General features: G+C 62.3%; 15 protein-coding genes. 2 read left to right on the top strand and 13 right to left on the bottom strand.

Going from position 1 to position 15,716, the window contains the following annotated elements; all coding sequences use genetic code 11:
• Positions 1-67: 67 nt before the first annotated feature.
• The 5 genes from ACZ5IL_RS00775 to tsaB all read right to left on the bottom strand — a co-directional run bounded on the left by ACZ5IL_RS00775 (position 68) and on the right by tsaB (position 4,523).
• Complete coding sequence (locus tag ACZ5IL_RS00775) at positions 68-1,117, bottom strand: PhoH family protein (protein ID WP_464594576.1); 1,050 nt, start codon at positions 1,115-1,117, stop codon at positions 68-70.
• Between the two features lie 4 nt (positions 1,118-1,121).
• Positions 1,122-2,543: a tRNA (N6-isopentenyl adenosine(37)-C2)-methylthiotransferase MiaB gene (miaB, locus tag ACZ5IL_RS00770; protein ID WP_464594574.1), complete on the bottom strand. Its 1,422-nt coding sequence runs from the start codon at positions 2,541-2,543 to the stop codon at positions 1,122-1,124.
• Between the two features lie 208 nt (positions 2,544-2,751).
• The gene (locus ACZ5IL_RS00765) at positions 2,752-3,201 is read right to left on the bottom strand and encodes a Fur family transcriptional regulator (protein ID WP_464594573.1); all 450 of its coding nucleotides are present in this window, start codon (positions 3,199-3,201) and stop codon (positions 2,752-2,754) included.
• A 144-nt stretch (positions 3,202-3,345) separates the two neighbouring features.
• The gene (gene rimI / locus ACZ5IL_RS00760; protein WP_464594572.1) at positions 3,346-3,828 is read right to left on the bottom strand and encodes a ribosomal protein S18-alanine N-acetyltransferase; all 483 of its coding nucleotides are present in this window, start codon (positions 3,826-3,828) and stop codon (positions 3,346-3,348) included.
• Positions 3,825-4,523 (bottom strand): tRNA (adenosine(37)-N6)-threonylcarbamoyltransferase complex dimerization subunit type 1 TsaB, encoded by a 699-nt coding sequence (gene tsaB, locus ACZ5IL_RS00755; protein ID WP_464594570.1) that lies wholly within the window; start codon positions 4,521-4,523, stop codon positions 3,825-3,827. Before tsaB ends, rimI begins: the two co-directional genes overlap by 4 nt.
• 302 nt (positions 4,524-4,825) lie before the next feature.
• On the opposite strand from tsaB, the gene ACZ5IL_RS00750 reads away from it, so the two are divergent.
• Positions 4,826-5,920: a DUF2778 domain-containing protein gene (locus ACZ5IL_RS00750; RefSeq protein ID WP_464594569.1), complete on the top strand. Its 1,095-nt coding sequence runs from the start codon at positions 4,826-4,828 to the stop codon at positions 5,918-5,920.
• Positions 5,921-6,049: 129 nt separating this feature from the next.
• Here the strand turns inward: ACZ5IL_RS00750 and ACZ5IL_RS00745 are convergent, their stop codons facing one another.
• The 4 genes from ACZ5IL_RS00745 to murJ form a co-directional block, all read right to left on the bottom strand.
• Positions 6,050-6,613 carry a NifU family protein gene (locus ACZ5IL_RS00745; protein ID WP_079445072.1) on the bottom strand — a complete coding sequence of 188 codons (564 nt, stop codon included), beginning with the start codon at positions 6,611-6,613 and terminating at the stop codon, positions 6,050-6,052.
• A gap of 213 nt (positions 6,614-6,826) precedes the next feature.
• Complete coding sequence (locus ACZ5IL_RS00740) at positions 6,827-7,321, bottom strand: universal stress protein (RefSeq protein ID WP_464594567.1); 495 nt, start codon at positions 7,319-7,321, stop codon at positions 6,827-6,829.
• Positions 7,322-7,456: 135 nt separating this feature from the next.
• Positions 7,457-8,500, bottom strand: a complete 1,044-nt coding sequence (gene trpS, locus ACZ5IL_RS00735) for a tryptophan--tRNA ligase (protein WP_464594565.1) — start codon at positions 8,498-8,500, stop codon at positions 7,457-7,459.
• A gap of 98 nt (positions 8,501-8,598) precedes the next feature.
• A complete protein-coding gene (gene murJ / locus ACZ5IL_RS00730; RefSeq protein WP_464594563.1) occupies positions 8,599-10,158 on the bottom strand; it encodes a murein biosynthesis integral membrane protein MurJ in 1,560 nt (519 codons plus the stop codon).
• 113 nt (positions 10,159-10,271) lie between these two features.
• On the opposite strand from murJ, the gene ACZ5IL_RS00725 reads away from it, so the two are divergent.
• The gene (locus tag ACZ5IL_RS00725) at positions 10,272-11,273 is read left to right on the top strand and encodes an adenosine kinase (protein WP_464594562.1); all 1,002 of its coding nucleotides are present in this window, start codon (positions 10,272-10,274) and stop codon (positions 11,271-11,273) included.
• Positions 11,274-11,336: 63 nt separating this feature from the next.
• Here ACZ5IL_RS00725 and ACZ5IL_RS00720 read toward each other — a convergent pair whose 3' ends face one another.
• The 4 genes from ACZ5IL_RS00720 to ACZ5IL_RS00705 all read right to left on the bottom strand — a co-directional run bounded on the left by ACZ5IL_RS00720 (position 11,337) and on the right by ACZ5IL_RS00705 (position 15,487).
• On the bottom strand, positions 11,337-12,257 hold the full coding sequence (locus tag ACZ5IL_RS00720) for a pirin family protein (RefSeq protein WP_464594561.1): 921 nt from the start codon (positions 12,255-12,257) through the stop codon (positions 11,337-11,339).
• 232 nt (positions 12,258-12,489) lie between these two features.
• On the bottom strand, positions 12,490-13,011 hold the full coding sequence (locus ACZ5IL_RS00715) for a hypothetical protein (protein WP_464594559.1): 522 nt from the start codon (positions 13,009-13,011) through the stop codon (positions 12,490-12,492).
• 362 nt (positions 13,012-13,373) lie between these two features.
• On the bottom strand, positions 13,374-14,801 hold the full coding sequence (gene tldD, locus ACZ5IL_RS00710; RefSeq protein ID WP_464594558.1) for a metalloprotease TldD: 1,428 nt from the start codon (positions 14,799-14,801) through the stop codon (positions 13,374-13,376).
• 149 nt (positions 14,802-14,950) lie between these two features.
• Positions 14,951-15,487, bottom strand: a complete 537-nt coding sequence (locus tag ACZ5IL_RS00705) for an invasion associated locus B family protein (RefSeq protein ID WP_464596967.1) — start codon at positions 15,485-15,487, stop codon at positions 14,951-14,953.
• Positions 15,488-15,716: the final 229 nt, after the last annotated feature.

Below are 15,716 nucleotides of genomic sequence, written 5' to 3'. Positions count from 1 at the left end.
ATCATTGTATGTTTTTCGCCGCCAGCGCCTTGCGCAGGCCGGCCCTTCTCTACACTCATGTCCGGCATCAGGTTTTTCCGGTGGCCGGCCGCCGTGACAACCCTTCATAGGCGGCGACGATCCGTGCGACCAGTTCATGACGGATGACGTCCTCGGCGGTAAATCTCACCTGTGCTACGCCCTCGACACCCTCGAGCAGCCGTGTCGCTTCCGCCAGTCCCGATGTTTGACCGTTCGGCAGATCGACTTGCGAGGGATCGCCCGTGACGATCATGCGGCTGTTTTCGCCCAGTCGTGTCAGAAACATCTTCATCTGCATCGAGGTGGTGTTCTGCGCCTCATCGAGGATGATCGCCGCATTGGTCAGGGTGCGCCCACGCATGAAGGCGAGCGGAGCGATCTCGATCTCGCCGCTTTGCAGCGCGCGCTCGACGATGCGGGAGTCCATCAGATCATATAGTGCGTCGTAGATCGGCCGCAGGTACGGGTCGACCTTTTCGCGCAGATCTCCCGGCAGGAAGCCCAGCCGTTCGCCGGCCTCGACTGCGGGGCGCGTCAGGATAATGCGATCGACCTCCTTGCGCTCGAACAGTTGCGCGGCCTGCGCCACCGCGAGCCAGGTCTTGCCGGTGCCCGCGGGACCGATGCCGAATACCAGTTCATGACGTTTCAGGGCACGGATATAGAGGTCCTGCGCGGCTGTGCGGGCCCGCACCGGGCGCTTGCGCAGGTTGATGGCCTCAAACGTCGAGGGTGGCGCCTTGGCATCGTATTCGAACAGCGAGCCTTGTGCGATCACGGCGCGAATCGCACCCTCGACCTCGCCTTGCGAGAGATCATGGCCCTGCGCCGCCTGGGTGTAGAGCATTTCCAGCACGCGCCGTCCCGCGTCGCAGCCGTCGCGCGATCCGGTGATGGTGATGTGGTTTCCGCGCGAATCGACGACCACTCCGAGTCGCCGTTCAAGCTGTGCGAGATTCTGTCCATAAGGGCCGACCAGCGCGGATACCGCACGATTGTCCTCGAAATCGATGACGACCTGCGTTTCGGGCGGGCCGTGCATGTCGGGTTTCCGGCTGGGAGCAAGTGGAGGGGAATCCGATGCGCTCTTGGGCAAGGGTTCAGACTCCGGCGGTTGTCTGGAACTGTGCGCCGGCCGGCGCGGCATCCTTTAACTGCGCGTGGAATGCCGGCATGGGCGCCAGCGTTCCGAGCAGGCTGTAACGTTCCAGGCTCGCCACGGTTACGGGCAGCACCTGTCCGATGATGGCGTCGGATGCATCTACATGGGCGGGCTGCAGATAGGGGGTGCGGCCGGCGATCTGGCCCGGCTTGCGTCCGGCACGGTCGAACAGCACGTCAACCGTCTTGCCCAGCGCGGTCCGGTTGAAGGCGGATTGCTGGCTGTCGATCAGGTTTTGAAGCCGCACCAGTCGCTCGTCCATGTCGGCCGTTGACACCGTCTCCTGCATTTCCGCCGCCGGCGTTCCTGGCCGCGGCGAGTACTTGAACGAATAGGCGGCAGCGTATCCGATTTGGCCGACGAGCGCGAGGGTCGCGGCGAAATCTTCCTCGGTTTCGCCCGGGAAGCCGACGATGAAGTCCGACGAGAACGCGATGTCCGGCCGGACATGACGAAACCGGTCGATCACCCGGCGATAGTCATCAGCGGTATGTCTGCGGTTCATGGCGGCGAGGATGCGGTCGGACCCGGACTGCACCGGCAGATGCACGAACGGCATCAGCGCGTCGAGATCGCGGTGGGCATCGATGAGAGAGTCCTCGACGTCGCGCGGATGGCTGGTCGAGTAGCGCAACCGGACGATGCCCGGAATTTCGGCGAGACGATACAGCAGCTTGCCGAAAGGCCAGGGTTGCCCGTCGGGACCGTCGCCATGATAGGCGTTGACGTTCTGCCCGATGAGGGTGATCTCTCGCACGCCGTTGCCTGCCAGGCGCTCCACGTCCTCGATGATCTTCGCCACCGGACGTGACGCTTCGGCGCCGCGCGTATAAGGCACGACGCAGAAGGTGCAAAACTTGTCGCAGCCTTCCTGCACCGTCACGAACGCCGAGATACCGCGAGAACGAATTGCCTGCCGTGACGGCTGCGGCAGAAAGCCGAATTTGTCCGCGACCGGAAATTCGGTCTCCAGCGCGCGGCCGTCGGTCTTTGCGCGCAAGAGCAATTGCGGCAAATGATGGTAGCTCTGCGGACCCACCACCACATCGACCACCGGCGCGCGCCGAATGATCTCCTCGCCCTCGGCCTGCGCGACGCAACCGGCGACGACAACGCTCATGCCGCGGCCATCACGCGCCGCCTGATCTTTGGCGGCGCGCAGCCTGCCGAGTTCGGAATAGACCTTCTCGGACGCCTTCTCGCGAATGTGGCAGGTGTTGAGAATGACGAGGTCGGCATCCTCAACGCTGGCTGTCTCGACATATCCCTCCGGCGCCAGCGTGTCCGCCATGCGCTGGGCGTCGTAGACGTTCATCTGGCAACCGTAAGACTTGATGTGCAGCTTGCGCGGCGGCGTCATGGAACCTGGCTCGGTGGACCCGGCGCGCTTATTGGCGCCCTGTTCACTTATAGGCGAGGGCAGCGAAAATCCAGCGCCCGTCCCTTGTCCGATACCGATGAAGTCGCGCCCGACGCTTGTCTTTGCGTCAACATGGCGGCACGAGCCCCGCTCGAAATGACTTCGCACTTGAGGAGCTTATACGGCGTAGCATCGTTTCGACAGGCACTCAGGACTTATCGTCGTCCATCGGAACGCAATAGAGCTCGAGACGATGATCGACCAGCCTGTAGCCGAGTTTGCGCGCGACTTCAGCTTGCAGCTCCTCGATTTCATCCGACGTGAATTCGATAACCTTGCCGTCGCGCAGATTAATCAGATGATCGTGGTGACTGTCGCGCATCGTCTCATAGCGGGCGCGTCCTTCGCGAAAATCGTGCCGCTCGATGATGCCGGCGTCCTCAAACAGCTTCACCGTGCGATAGACTGTCGAGATCGAGATCTTGTCATCTACCGCGACGCAGCGTCGATAGAGTTCCTCGACGTCCGGGTGATCGGAGGCCTCCGCCAGCACGCGCGCGATAACCCGGCGCTGTTCGGTCATACGCATTCCCGTCGCCGCGCAACGCTCCTCAATTTTGGTAGGCTTCTGCACGGACGTTGATTTAAGAGCCGTCATCAAAGTGTCCGGTTCCGATGGCGCATGATCCGCTCACAGAAACGTAGATAATGCGCGCGAACGATAGAAGGGAGTGCGACCGGACAAAAAACCGATGCACCGTTGCCGATGGTTTTCCTAGTTCCTTTTGCCACCGCTTGGATATTACGACAAGTTACGGCGCAACACCAATGCGTTCAGTTCCTGACCACCCGCCTCGCGATAGTAGCGTTCGCGGCGTCCGACAACGGCAAAGCCCGCGCGTTCATAGAGACGTCGCGCCGGCTGATTATTTTCCTCGACTTCGAGAAATACGGTCCGCACTCCGCGTCCGGCGAGGTGGCCAAGGTGCGTGAACAGCAGACCGGGCGAAAATCCCTGGCCGCGATAGCCGGCGTCGATTGCGATCGACAGGATTTCAGCCTCGTCCGCAGCGATGCGTGACACGGCAAACCCGATCACGTTCGATCGCAGGCGCAGACGCTGAACCAGCGTGTTGCGCTCGGCGAGCATGGCCTCGAATTCGCTTTCGCCCCAACCGCGGTGAAACGATGCGCCGTGAATCGCCGCAAGGCGCGCCGTGTCGTTTGGGCTCGCGGGCTCGACAACTGGAGCGGCGCGCTCTTTGCCTGGGAACCAATTCATCATGATGCGGCCAGCGTCTGTGTTTTAAGCAAGAAATTGCCGGCCGGCTTAGCGTCGGGCGCGCGCAGGTAATACGGGCGGGGCGGCGCGGCGTTCGGACTGACTGCTGCGCCGAGCCATGCCACCCAGGCGATATCAGGTGCGGGCTGCGGATCCACCGCGACCGGGGGCGCTAGGTGCGTCGGCCAGCGGTCGGCGAGAAGTTTTGCGGCATTCCCGACCAGATGCGGCGCGCCGAAGCGCGACTCAGAGAGCGCCTCCTCGATCGGCGCGACACGCGGTTCGACCAGCGTGGCACCGTCACCACTTATCGTTTGAAAATAAACCTGATCATGTCGGGCATCGATCGCGGAGATCACCGGCGGCTTGCGGTTTTCGCCGATAACAGGTGCGGCAAAGGCTGCCAGGGTGGTCACGCCCACCACCGGTTTGTCGGCGGCAAGCGCGATGCCGCGCGCGGCCGACAGCCCCACCCGCAGGCCGGTGAAGCTGCCGGGACCGGTGGTCGCGACGATGCGGTCCAGCGCCGCAACGGCGATCCCGGCAGATTCGATGACCCTGGCGATCAGCGGCATCAGAGTTTCTGCGTGGCCGCGCCTCATCGGTAGCGTTTCCTGAGCGATCAGGCGGCCGGCGTCTGTGTCCAGGACGCCAGCGGCGCAGGCATCGAGTGCGGTGTCGATCGCAAGGACGAGCATGGGGCCAGATTAGCACCTCTGCCCAGGATTTACCTGCGGTTTGGACGAAGGAACCCGAGTTTTAGACACCAGATTGCCGCGATCAGGCTGTTTACCGTGGTCTCGGGGTCCGGCTCAGATTTAATCCGCATTTAACTAAAAGTCGCCTTAATGGCGCTCAGCGAGTCTGCAAACAGCTTCGCTGGAACTTGGGGTTACCGAATCAGCCATGCGCAGTCTTGATCCGGACATGCCGGCGGCGTGCAGACTATCGAGCACTGCCTGCAGGGATCGGAAGTAGAGTGTCTCTGGACGTGGGGCGAATGACATACGTTACGGGCAGACGTTACTATGATGTGGCGGCCTATTCCGCCGACTCGCCCCGCAAGGCGGTCCCGCAAAATATTCTGGGCGCCGCCGCGCTCGCCTGCATCGGGCTGGCCTGCGCCTGGACCCTTTATACCCATGTGTCCGGCGGACCCACGGAGTTGGTTACCGCATCGTTACCGCCGCTTGCATCCAGGCTTTCGGTGGAACCGGTTCGTCGCATCGCGGCGGCCTACGAGGCATTGGGGGAAATGCCCGCGCCGCGTGTGGCGAGGGCGACCACCGGAACGCCTGTGGCCAAGGTCCGTGCTCAAGATCCTGAAGCGCGGGCCCGCACGGCATGGCTCTATGGTCCGCGCTTCCTCGGGCCGCCGCCCGGCTCATTTGAGCCGGCTCAGGATGCCCCGCAGACCGTAGCCTCAATTCCGGTCGAGACCGCACCTGAGACCCTGCCGCTCCCGCCGGCACCCCAAGTCGCCGCGATTGTTCCGATGCCGGCCCCGCGTCCGTCCGAACTGCGTCAGCTGCAGGCTGCCAGCTCTTCCCGCGAGGTCGCGCAAGCCGCTGCCGAGCCGGAGCCGAAGAAACCGTCGATCTTCGAGAGACTGTTCGGCAGGCCCGCGGCCGGCCTGCAACTGGCGTTCGCTGCACCGGACGGCGGGGTGACCAGCGACGGTGAGAGCCTGACGCTCGGCCGCATCCCGCAATACAACCAATTCACCGCCGTCTATGATATTTCTGCGCGTAAGGTCTACCTCCCGGACGGCAATACACTTGAGGCGCATTCCGGGCTTGGCAACATGATGGACGATCCGCGTTCTGCCGACAGGAGAATGCGCGGCGTGACGCCGCCACACACCTACGATCTGTCGTTGCGTGAACGCCTTTTCCACGGCGTGGAAGCGATCAGGCTGAAACCGATCGGCGGCGAGGACAAGATATACGGGCGCACCGGGCTGCTGGCACACACCTACATGCTTGGGCCGAGCGGCGCCTCCAACGGCTGCGTGTCGTTCAAGAACTACCACGCGTTTCTGAACGCCTATAAGAGCGGCAAAATCAAGCGGCTGGTTGTCGTTGCCAAACTCTGAACTATAGCTGTTTTCGAGCCAGACTGTGTCGCCTCGCGTGAAGAACGCATCCAATAAAAATCAGAGAGCCCGCTTCTAATTCATCAGAAAGCGGAAAGGCCAAAGCCGTCTGCGAAAAGAGGCTCTCTTCTATACCGGCCGCACTTCGACGACCTCGGGCACGAAATGTTTCAGAAGGTTCTGGATGCCGTTCCGCAAGGTCACGGTCGATGACGGGCATCCCGAGCACGAACCCTTCATGTTCACGTAGACGACGCCATCCTTGAAGCCGCGGAAGGTGATGTCGCCGCCGTCATCGGCGACCCCCGGCCGCACCCGCGTCTCGATCAGATCCTTGATCAAGGTTACAGTCTCGGCGTCTGCTTCATCGAAAAATTCAACGTCGTTGTCTGTGTTCGTCTCGCCCTCGCCGTCCGTCAACAGCGGCGCGCCCGACATGTAGTGTTCCATGATGACGCCGAGGATGGCCGGCTTGAGATGTTGCCAGTCGCTGTCGTCCTTCGTCACCGTGATAAAATCCGAGCCATAAAAAACGCCGGTGACGCCGTGCACGGCAAACAGCTTTACGGCGAGCATTGAGCGGCCGGCCGTGCTGGGGTCGGTGAATTCCATTGTTCCTTTGCCAAGCACGGTGCGGCCCGGGAGGAACTTCAAGGTGGCGGGATTGGGGGTGACTTCGGTCTGAATGAACATCGATCTCTCCGTCGCCGCCGGTTCAAGGCCGGCGCGTGGGTTCTCTAGCAGATAGCGATCACGAAGGCACGATCAAGGGCGCCAGCGGGGCAGCCGTTCCGCGGCCGAATGGACGGAAATAGCCTGGAGCCTGATCCGACTTCGTGGAATCACCCTTCTTTGATTAAGCATGATCTTGTCCGAAAACCGGTTCCTGCTTTTCGGGATCATGCTCTAGGACAGCGCGTCGATCGTGTCGTCAGTCAGGGTGCCGGGCACGATCGTCACTGGAATCGGAAAGTTTCCAGCGGTCTTGGCCAGCGTCGTGATGATCGGGCCGGGACCTTCGGGACCGCCGGCGGCGGCGAGCACCAGCATCGAAATATCCACGTCCTTCTCGATGACATCCAGAATTTGTTCAAGCGGATCGCCTTCGCGAATGATTCGTTCGGGCGTAATCGCGGCGATCCCGTTGGCCCGGCCAGAGGCGCGATCGAGCGCCGCATCCGCACCTTCGTAGGCCTCAGCCCGCATCACTTCGGCGACACCGAGCCATTCCTGATTGCGGTCTTCCGGCTCCACCACCCGCAACATCACGATGCCTCCGCCGACGCGGATGGCGCGGCGGCTTGCGTAATAAACGGCGCGATCCCATTCAGCGCTGTCATCGACCACGACCAGATATTTTGGCTTGTGACCGCTCTCGTAGCTTCGACGTTGTGCGCTCATGCATGTCCCGATGCTGAATCAGCAACCCGTCGCTATGCTGCCACGGCACCGGCTGCCTCGACAAGCAGGTTCCGGACCGCGATATGCTATAGCGTTTTCAAGCGAAGTGGGTATCGGTTCGCAAACGCAAAGGCTCTAGCGCCTGCGGATGAAACCGACGATGTCCTTCACCGCGTCCACGGTCTCCGATGCGATCACGCTGGCGCGCTCGGCGCCCTCGATCAGAATCTGGTCGACATGGGCCGGATCGTCGGTGAGCCGTTTCATCTCGCGAGCGATCGGCGATAGCTTTGCGACCGCAAGATCGACGAGGTTGGATTTGAAGCCCGAGAACTGCGCGCCACCGAACTCTGCGAGGAGCGTGGATTTGGGCTTCCCTGAGAGCGCCGCATAGATGCCGACCAGGTTGTCGGCCTCGGGGCGGTTTTCCAGCCCCTTTTCCTCCGACGGCAGCGGTTCGGGATCGGTCTTCGCCTTGCGGATCTTTTGCGCGATGGCATCGGCGTCGTCAGTCAGATTGATGCGCGAATAATCGGACGGATCCGACTTCGACATTTTCTTGGTGCCGTCGCGCAGGCTCATCACGCGCGTCGCAGGTCCCGTGATCACGGGCTCCGGCAGCGGAAAAAATGTGTCGCCATGACCGTTGGCGGCGATCGATTCCGAAAAGTCGTTGTTGAATTTTTGCGCGATGTCGCGGCTGAGTTCGAGGTGCTGTTTCTGATCCTCGCCGACCGGAACGTGCGTCGCGCGATAGACGAGGATATCCGACGCCATCAGAACCGGGTAATCGTAAAGCCCGACCGACGCGTTCTCGCGATCCTTGCCGGCCTTTTCCTTGAACTGGGTCATGCGGTTGAGCCAGCCGAGCCGTGCCACGCAGTTGAGCACCCACGTCAACTCGGCGTGCCCGGCCACCTGACTTTGGTTGAAGATGATGTGCTGCTTCGGATCGATCCCGCTCGCGATGAAGGCTGCCGTCACTTCGCGGGTGGCGCGGCGGAGCTCATTGGGCCCGCCCCAGACGGCGACGGGCACGGTGATGGCATGAAGATCGACCACGCAATAGAGACACTCGTGGTCAGCCTGCAATTTTACGAAATTAACGATGGCGCCGAGATAGTTGCCGAGATGCAGATTGCCGGTCGGCTGAACGCCTGAAAAAACCCGTGTCGTCATCGTTTGGTTCCTGCTTGCCCGCGCGCGATTCGGAAACATGCGGCGAAACGCGGGGTTCATGCCTTCGGTCCGGCGCGCCGTCCATTGCCACGCGGAATCTAAGCGCGCAAGTCGCCGGATCGCGATCGCATCAGCGCGGCTTGTATGTCGTTCCGATCGATGACCCTGAACGTCAACAGCAGCAGGCCGTAGATCGCGACGCCTGCGGCGATCAGGACGACCAGCGTGGCGGCCTGGAGCAACCCGTGCGCGCTGGACATTGGGTATAGTAGCCGAACGGCGAACCACAAAACGCCACCCATCCCGAGCGCCGCCAGCCCAATGCGTGGCAGACGCCGACGCGCTTCGGCATCGATGGAAAATCCAAAGGTTATAGCAATGCTGCGGACGAGGCTCACCGCGTTGCTCCATGCACCGAGCGCGACGGCGACAGCTATTCCCGCGACCCCGAACAGCCGTCCGAATACGAACGCGAGTACCATCGCGACGGCCACGCCCTTCAGTGCGGCCATAAGCGGCGTCATTGTATTGCCGCGTGCGAAGAACGCCGGAGACAGCGCCTTGATCAGGACATAGGCGGGGAGGCCGAAGCCAAAACAGCCCAACGCGAGCGCCGTTGCGCTCGTGTCGGCCGCAGTAAACGCGCCGTGCTCGAACAGCACCCGCACGATCGGCTCGCTGAGGACGATCAAGCCGACCGCCGCGGGCAAGGCGAGAGCTCCCGCCAGCTCGATTCCGCGTGACTCGGCATTGACCGTCGCCGCTCTGTCGCCCTTGTTGAGCGCTTGGGTCATTTCGGGCACCAGCACGGTGCCGATGGCGACGCCCACCATTCCTAGCGGCAACTCGATCAGGCGGTTTGCGAAGTAAAGCCACGCCACGGCCGACGGCGATGTCGACGCGATGATCGCGCCGGCTATGATCAGCAGTTGCGGCCCTGAATTCGCGATCATGCCGGGGACGGCCTTACGGGCAAAATCCCGCATCCCGGAGTCGAACGATATTCGTAAGGGACTTGCGAGATCGTCGTGGCGGGTCAGGAGCGCAAGCACCGCGAGTTGCAGCAATCCCGCCGCGCCCACAGTTGCAGCCATCGCCACCGCGGCAAAATGTGAGTCCCGATGCAATAACAGCAGCAGCACGGCGACGAGGATCAGGGCGACGTTGAACAGCAGCGGCGAGAACGCGGCGAGCGCGAAACGATGTCTTGCGTTCAGCAGGCTCATGATGACCGTCGCGGGACCTGCGAAAGCGAGATAGGGCAGCATCAGCCGTGCGTCGGTGACGACGAGTTGCAAGCTCTCGCTACCGACAAAACCCGGCGCGAGCACCCTCATGAGAAGCGGCATCGCCACGCCGGCGATGACGGCCAGCACAATCAGTGTTGCGCTTACGGTTGCGAGCACAGCGCCGGCGAAGGCCGATGCGGCGGCGAGGCCGCTGCCGTCGCGCAGGCGCATCCACGCCGGCACCAGCGCCGCATTCAGGGCACCTTCACCGAGCATCCGGCGGATCACGTTGATGAGCTGAAACGCCATCAGAAAAGCGTCGGCGACCGGGCCCGCGCCGAGCAGTGCCGCGGTCAGCGCATCGCGCGCGAAACCAAGCAGCCGCGAGGCCAGGGTGCCTGAGGAGACTGTGAGGACGGAGCGGATCATCGCGAGGTTGGCCGTACCGTGCTTGATGGCATGGAGGTGCCGTGATACGCGGCACCTTCACAGGTTGACCGGATTCCTCGCTTTCCCGCAATTGCCGCGACAGGATATTCTTAATGGCTGCAGCGAAATACGACGTGCTTGCGATCGGCAATGCGATTTTCGACGTTCTGGTGCGGACCGATGAGGGCTTTCTCGCCGCCCACGGCATGACCAAGGGCGGCATGGCGTTGATCGACGAGGCGCGCGCGGCCTCGATCTATGCCGACATGGGACCCGCGACCGAGATGTCGGGCGGCTCGGCCGCAAATACCATCGTCGGTCTTGCGGGGTTCGGGGCTCGCACCGCCTATGTCGGCAAGGTGAAGGACGATCAAATCGGCCGTCTCTATACCCATGATATTCGCGCCGCCAAGGTGGCCTTCGATACGCCGCCGGCATCCGACGGCTCCGCCACCGGCTGTTCCTACATACTGGTGACGCCGGACGGCGAGCGCACCATGAATACCTATCTTGGCGCGGCGCAGGATTTGTCGCCGGCGGACATTGATCCGGACACCGTCGCCGCCGCCTCGATCCTCTATCTCGAGGGCTATCTGTGGGACCCCAAAGCCGCCAAGGAGGCGTTTCTCAAGGCATCGCAGATCGCGCATGACGCCAAGCGACGAGTCGCGCTGACCTTATCGGATGCGTTTTGCGTCGATCGCTACCGGGACGAATTTCTGCAACTGATGCGAAGCGGCGCCGTCGATCTGATCTTCGCCAACGAGACCGAACTGCATTCGCTCTACCAGACCTCCGACTTCGAAACGGCGCTGGCGCAATTGCGCGAGGACATTGGGCTCGGCATTGTCACCCGCAGCGAGAAGGGCTGCGTCGTCGTGACGAAGGATGAAACAACGGCGGTCCCGGCGTGCCCGATCGACACGCTGGTCGACACCACGGGAGCCGGCGATCTGTTCGCCGCGGGTTTCCTGTTTGGGCTGGTGCGCGGCGCGAGCCACGAAGACGCGGGGCGGCTCGGCGCGCTCGCCGCGGCAGAGGTCATTCAGCACATCGGCGCACGGCCGCAGGTGTCGCTCAAGGAACTGGCACAAGCGAACGGCTTGCCGGTGTAAGCTATAGCGTTTTCAAGCGAAGTGGTGACCTGTTCGCGTAACGAAAACGCGTCAAAACAAAGATCAGTTTTCCGGCAGCGGAATGAACTCGTGCTCGTTCGGCACGGGTGCGAAGCGGCCGGTTTTCCAGTCGTCTTTCGCCTGTTCGATACGCTCCTTGCTGGAGGAGACGAAGTTCCACCAGATGTGCCGCGGTCCTTCGAGCGCGTCGCCGCCGAGGAACATCATACGCGCGGGCTTTGTCGCGCGTACCGTGATGCGGTCGCCGGGGCGGAAAACCAGCAGCTGCGGCGCTTCGTATCGGTCGCCCGCGATCTCGATCTCGCCGTCAACGATATAGATCGCGCGCTCTTCGTGGTCCGCGTCGAGCGGCACGCTCATGCCGGCCTCGAGAGCGACCTCGACGTAGAACCACGGTGACACCATCTCGACCGGCGAGGTTGCGCCAAACGAACGGCCGGCGATGATGCGGGCGCGGAATCCCTTGTCCTGCACCGTTGGCAGGCTGGCAGCGCCGTAGTGCTGGAAGGACGGCGCGATCTCCTCCTTGTTGTGCGGTAGCGCGATCCAGCTTTGCAGGCCGAGCATCATCTGCCCGCTGGCACGTTGCGCATCGGGCGTGCGTTCGGAATGCGCGATGCCGCGTCCCGCGGTCATCAGGTTCATGGCGCCCGGCTGGATTTCCTGGATGTTACCCTCGCTGTCGCGGTGCATGATGCTGCCGTCGAACAGGTAAGTGACTGTGGCCAGTCCGATATGCGGATGCGGCCGCACGTCCATGCCCTTGCCGGAGACGAACTGCACCGGACCGAAATGATCGAAGAAGATGAACGGGCCGACCATCTGCCGCCTGCCATGAGGCAGCGCTCGGCGCACGGCGAATCCGTCGCCGAGATCTCGGGTGCGCGGCACGATGACAAGTTCGAGCGCATCGCAGGATTTGGGATCGCCGAGGGTGGGATCGTTGGAAGGAAGCCAGCTCATGATGTCTCCATCAGGCAATAACGATTGAACCCTAAAGGTCGATTCAGCTGCGTTGAAATCAAACTCTTTTGATTCTTTGACCGAGCATGATCTTGTCCGAAAACCGGTTTCTACTTCTCGGGGCCATGCTCTGAATTATCGTGAGCGGTCGGTCGGTCGGTTGCGCCGCGCCTTCCGGTGGCTATTGCGATAACGGATAACGGCGGGCTCGTGAGGCCGCCGGCCCCCGGCATCAGTCGAACAGACCGAACGGATTCCACGCGGCGTTGCGGGCATAGCGTGGGCGCTCGCCCTCTTGCGCGATCCTTGCCGGGCGGGCATGGGCAACATGCTTACGCGTCGCTGGCTTCGCGGCGACCTTGGACCGTTCCGCGGTCGCTTCCTTCGGCATTTCCGCCCGCGCTTCGTAGACGTGGTCCGCCGGCAGATAACGGAGGTGGCGCTCCCACTGCAGACGATCGGGGGTTGGCGCCAGCGTGGCGACGTTCGGATAGAAGACAGGGTGGGGATGTTGCTTCGCCCGCTCGAAACGTTTCTCGGACCGGCGCCAATTCTCTATCGTATTGAGAACCGTCTGTCCTTCGGACGATGCCTGGCTCGCAGATCCGGATTCTGTCGATGACGCTTCCGCGTTAATGACCGCTGCGGGGGTATCAGCAATCTCCACGCGATCACTGGGCCACAGCAAGCCAGCGACAAAAAGCAGGCCTGCAAGGCAGCAACCCATTACCACAAAATAACGGAAGATCGGCATCATACCCACCAACGCACACTCAGAACCAAAAACGCGATCCGTACGATTAGGTTCCTGATGATGGGTTCGGGTTCAAGCGAATATCGGAAATATGGTTCACACGCGCGTGTTCGTCGCCGGGAACAACGACTTACGACCGCGAGCCGCCAGTTGTCGGATGACCGACGGCAATCCTTGTGATGCAGATGAGCGTCGCCGTTTGCTCATGTTCGCACGCGGCTATCGCGTTTTCGAACGAAGTGGATTCAGTTCGCGTGAAGAAAGCGCGTCAAAACAACAATCTGGAGCTTCGCCTCTGGTTCAATCGGAAGCGAAAATGCTCTGGCTGATTGGCGTCATCGGCGGATGCGGACGTATCCGCGTTATCCGCCCGTTCCTCCGACCGTTATTCGCTCCATTCGCAAGGTCGGCTGACCGACGCCAACGGGTACGCCCTGACCGTTCTTGCCGCAGGTGCCGATGCCGTCGTCCAGCGCGACATCGTTGCCGACCATGGTGATGCGGTGCAAATCGGTTGGCCCGTTGCCAATCAGCATGGCGCCTTTCAGCGGAGCGCCGATCTTGCCGTTCTCGATCAGGTAGGCCTCGGTGCATTGGAACACGTATTTGCCCGAGGTGATGTCGACTTGGCCGCCGCCAAAATTGACCGCATAGATGCCGTTCTTCACCGACGCGAGGATTTCCGCCGGATCGCGATCGCCCGCCGGCATATAGGTGTTGGTCATGCGCGGCATTGGTACGTGGGCATAGTCCTGACGGCGGCCATTGCCGGTCGGCTTCATTCCCATCAGCCGCGCGTTCTGACGATCCTGCATGTAACCGACCAGGATGCCGTCCTCGATCAGCACGGTGCGGTTGGTCGGCGTGCCCTCGTCATCAATGGAAAGGGAGCCGCGTCGGGCCGAAATGGTGCCGTCGTCGACCACGGTGACGCCTTTGGCCGCGACCTGCTGACCCATCAGCCCCGCGAAAGCGGACGTCTTCTTGCGGTTGAAGTCGCCTTCGAGGCCGTGTCCCACCGCTTCGTGCAGCATCACGCCGGGCCAGCCCGGGCCGAGCACCACGTCCATCTCGCCGGCGGGCGCAGGGATCGATTCCAGATTGATCAGCGCCTGACGGATCGCGCCCTCCGCAGCTGACCGCCATGCCTTGGTCTCGATGAAGCGGGCATAGCCTTCGCGGCCGCCATAGCCCTGGCTGCCGGTTTCCTGCCTGTCGCCCTGTCCGGCGACGACGGAGATGTTCACTCGCACCAGCGGACGGACATCGCGATAGCTTTCGCCGTCCGGCCGCATGATTTCAACGACCTGCCATGTCGCGCCGAGGCTGACGGACACCTGGCGCACCCGCGGATCCTTATCGCGGACATAGGCGTCGATCTCAGTAAGCAGCTTGACCTTGGTCTCGAAGCCGAGGCCATCGAGCGGATTGTCATCGCCGTAAAGCCGTACGTTGGTATGGGAGGGAGCGGCCGCGAAAGTGCCCTGATAGCCGCCGCGCACGGCGCCGACGGCGTCGGCGGCGCGGATCAGAGCGGGCAGCGAAACGTCGGACGAATGGGCGTAGCCGACGGCGTCGTCCTTGACGGCGCGAAGGCCGAAGCCTTGCGAGGTATCATAGGTCGCCTGCTTGAGCCGGCCGTTGTCGAACATCAGAGCTTCGCTCTGGTTATATTCGAGAAACAGTTCGCCATCGTCCGCGCCTTTGAGGCCCCGCGCAACTTCGTTGCGTACGGAATCGCGGTCGAGATCCGCGCGCTCGAGCAGAGATGTGCTAGTGGGGCTGGTCATGCGAACTCCAGGTGCAACGTGCCCGTTCCGTATGGTTCAGGCGGACAGAAGTTCAAGATAGGTATGATTACCGCCAGATGGGAGGCTTTTTCTGCCGAACTTCTCGAGTGGCGTCGCGCTACTCGCTGAGGCGAGCTTCAGATTCGGGCTTAGGGCAGCTTGTCGTAACCTTCGCCGAGCCCGTTCAGGCTGAGCGGAAAGCCAATGCCTTCCTCGGGCGTTTCGAAGATAATGAATGTCGCTGTCTTTGCGCTGCGCAATTGCCCAAGCAGCTTGTCGTCCAGAACGACCTCGGCGACGCAGCCGTTTGGGAGGCAGCGCACGAAACCGGCGCGGCCAACGTCGACGTTGTCGAGCTTCAGCCCGAGGCCGGAGGGCAGCAACACGCCGAGCGGCGCCACCACGCGCATCAGCCGGCTTTTTTGGTCGGCAGTCTTGAGCACAATCACGGTCAGACCGGCATTGGAGCGATCCTCCGCCACCACGCTCTGGATCAAGGCACATTGCTCGGCCTTCGCTCCGGGAGGAGTATCGCAGCGGATTTGCCAATCGCCATGAACAGATTTGACGGCTCCCTGGGCCTCGGCCGCATTGGTAAAGCCGACCACGAGAAGTGCGGCGGCGAAGCCCGCCAAAGCGCGGAGTGGCGGCCGCCGGGCCGCCATGCGCGGGAATGCATATCTCATATGTTGTTTAGAAGGCTCCATCCGGGTCGATCCCCTGCTTTCGACCATGCCTCGCCGCCTGACGGTCAATGACGGCGCCTTGAAGGCGGTCCCGGCCCGGATTAGCCCGAACCACGGCCGAATCTGCGAAGCGGCCGTGCCTGTGCCTACATCGGACAATCCGCCTGTCAAGCGGCGCCCTGCCGTGAACCCCGTGTTGCGCTCCGCTTCGTCGGCCCGATGCGTTTAT

It is taken from the genome of Nitrobacter sp. CN101, assembly GCF_055390255.1.
This window is presented reverse-complemented; position numbering and strand designations above follow the sequence as displayed.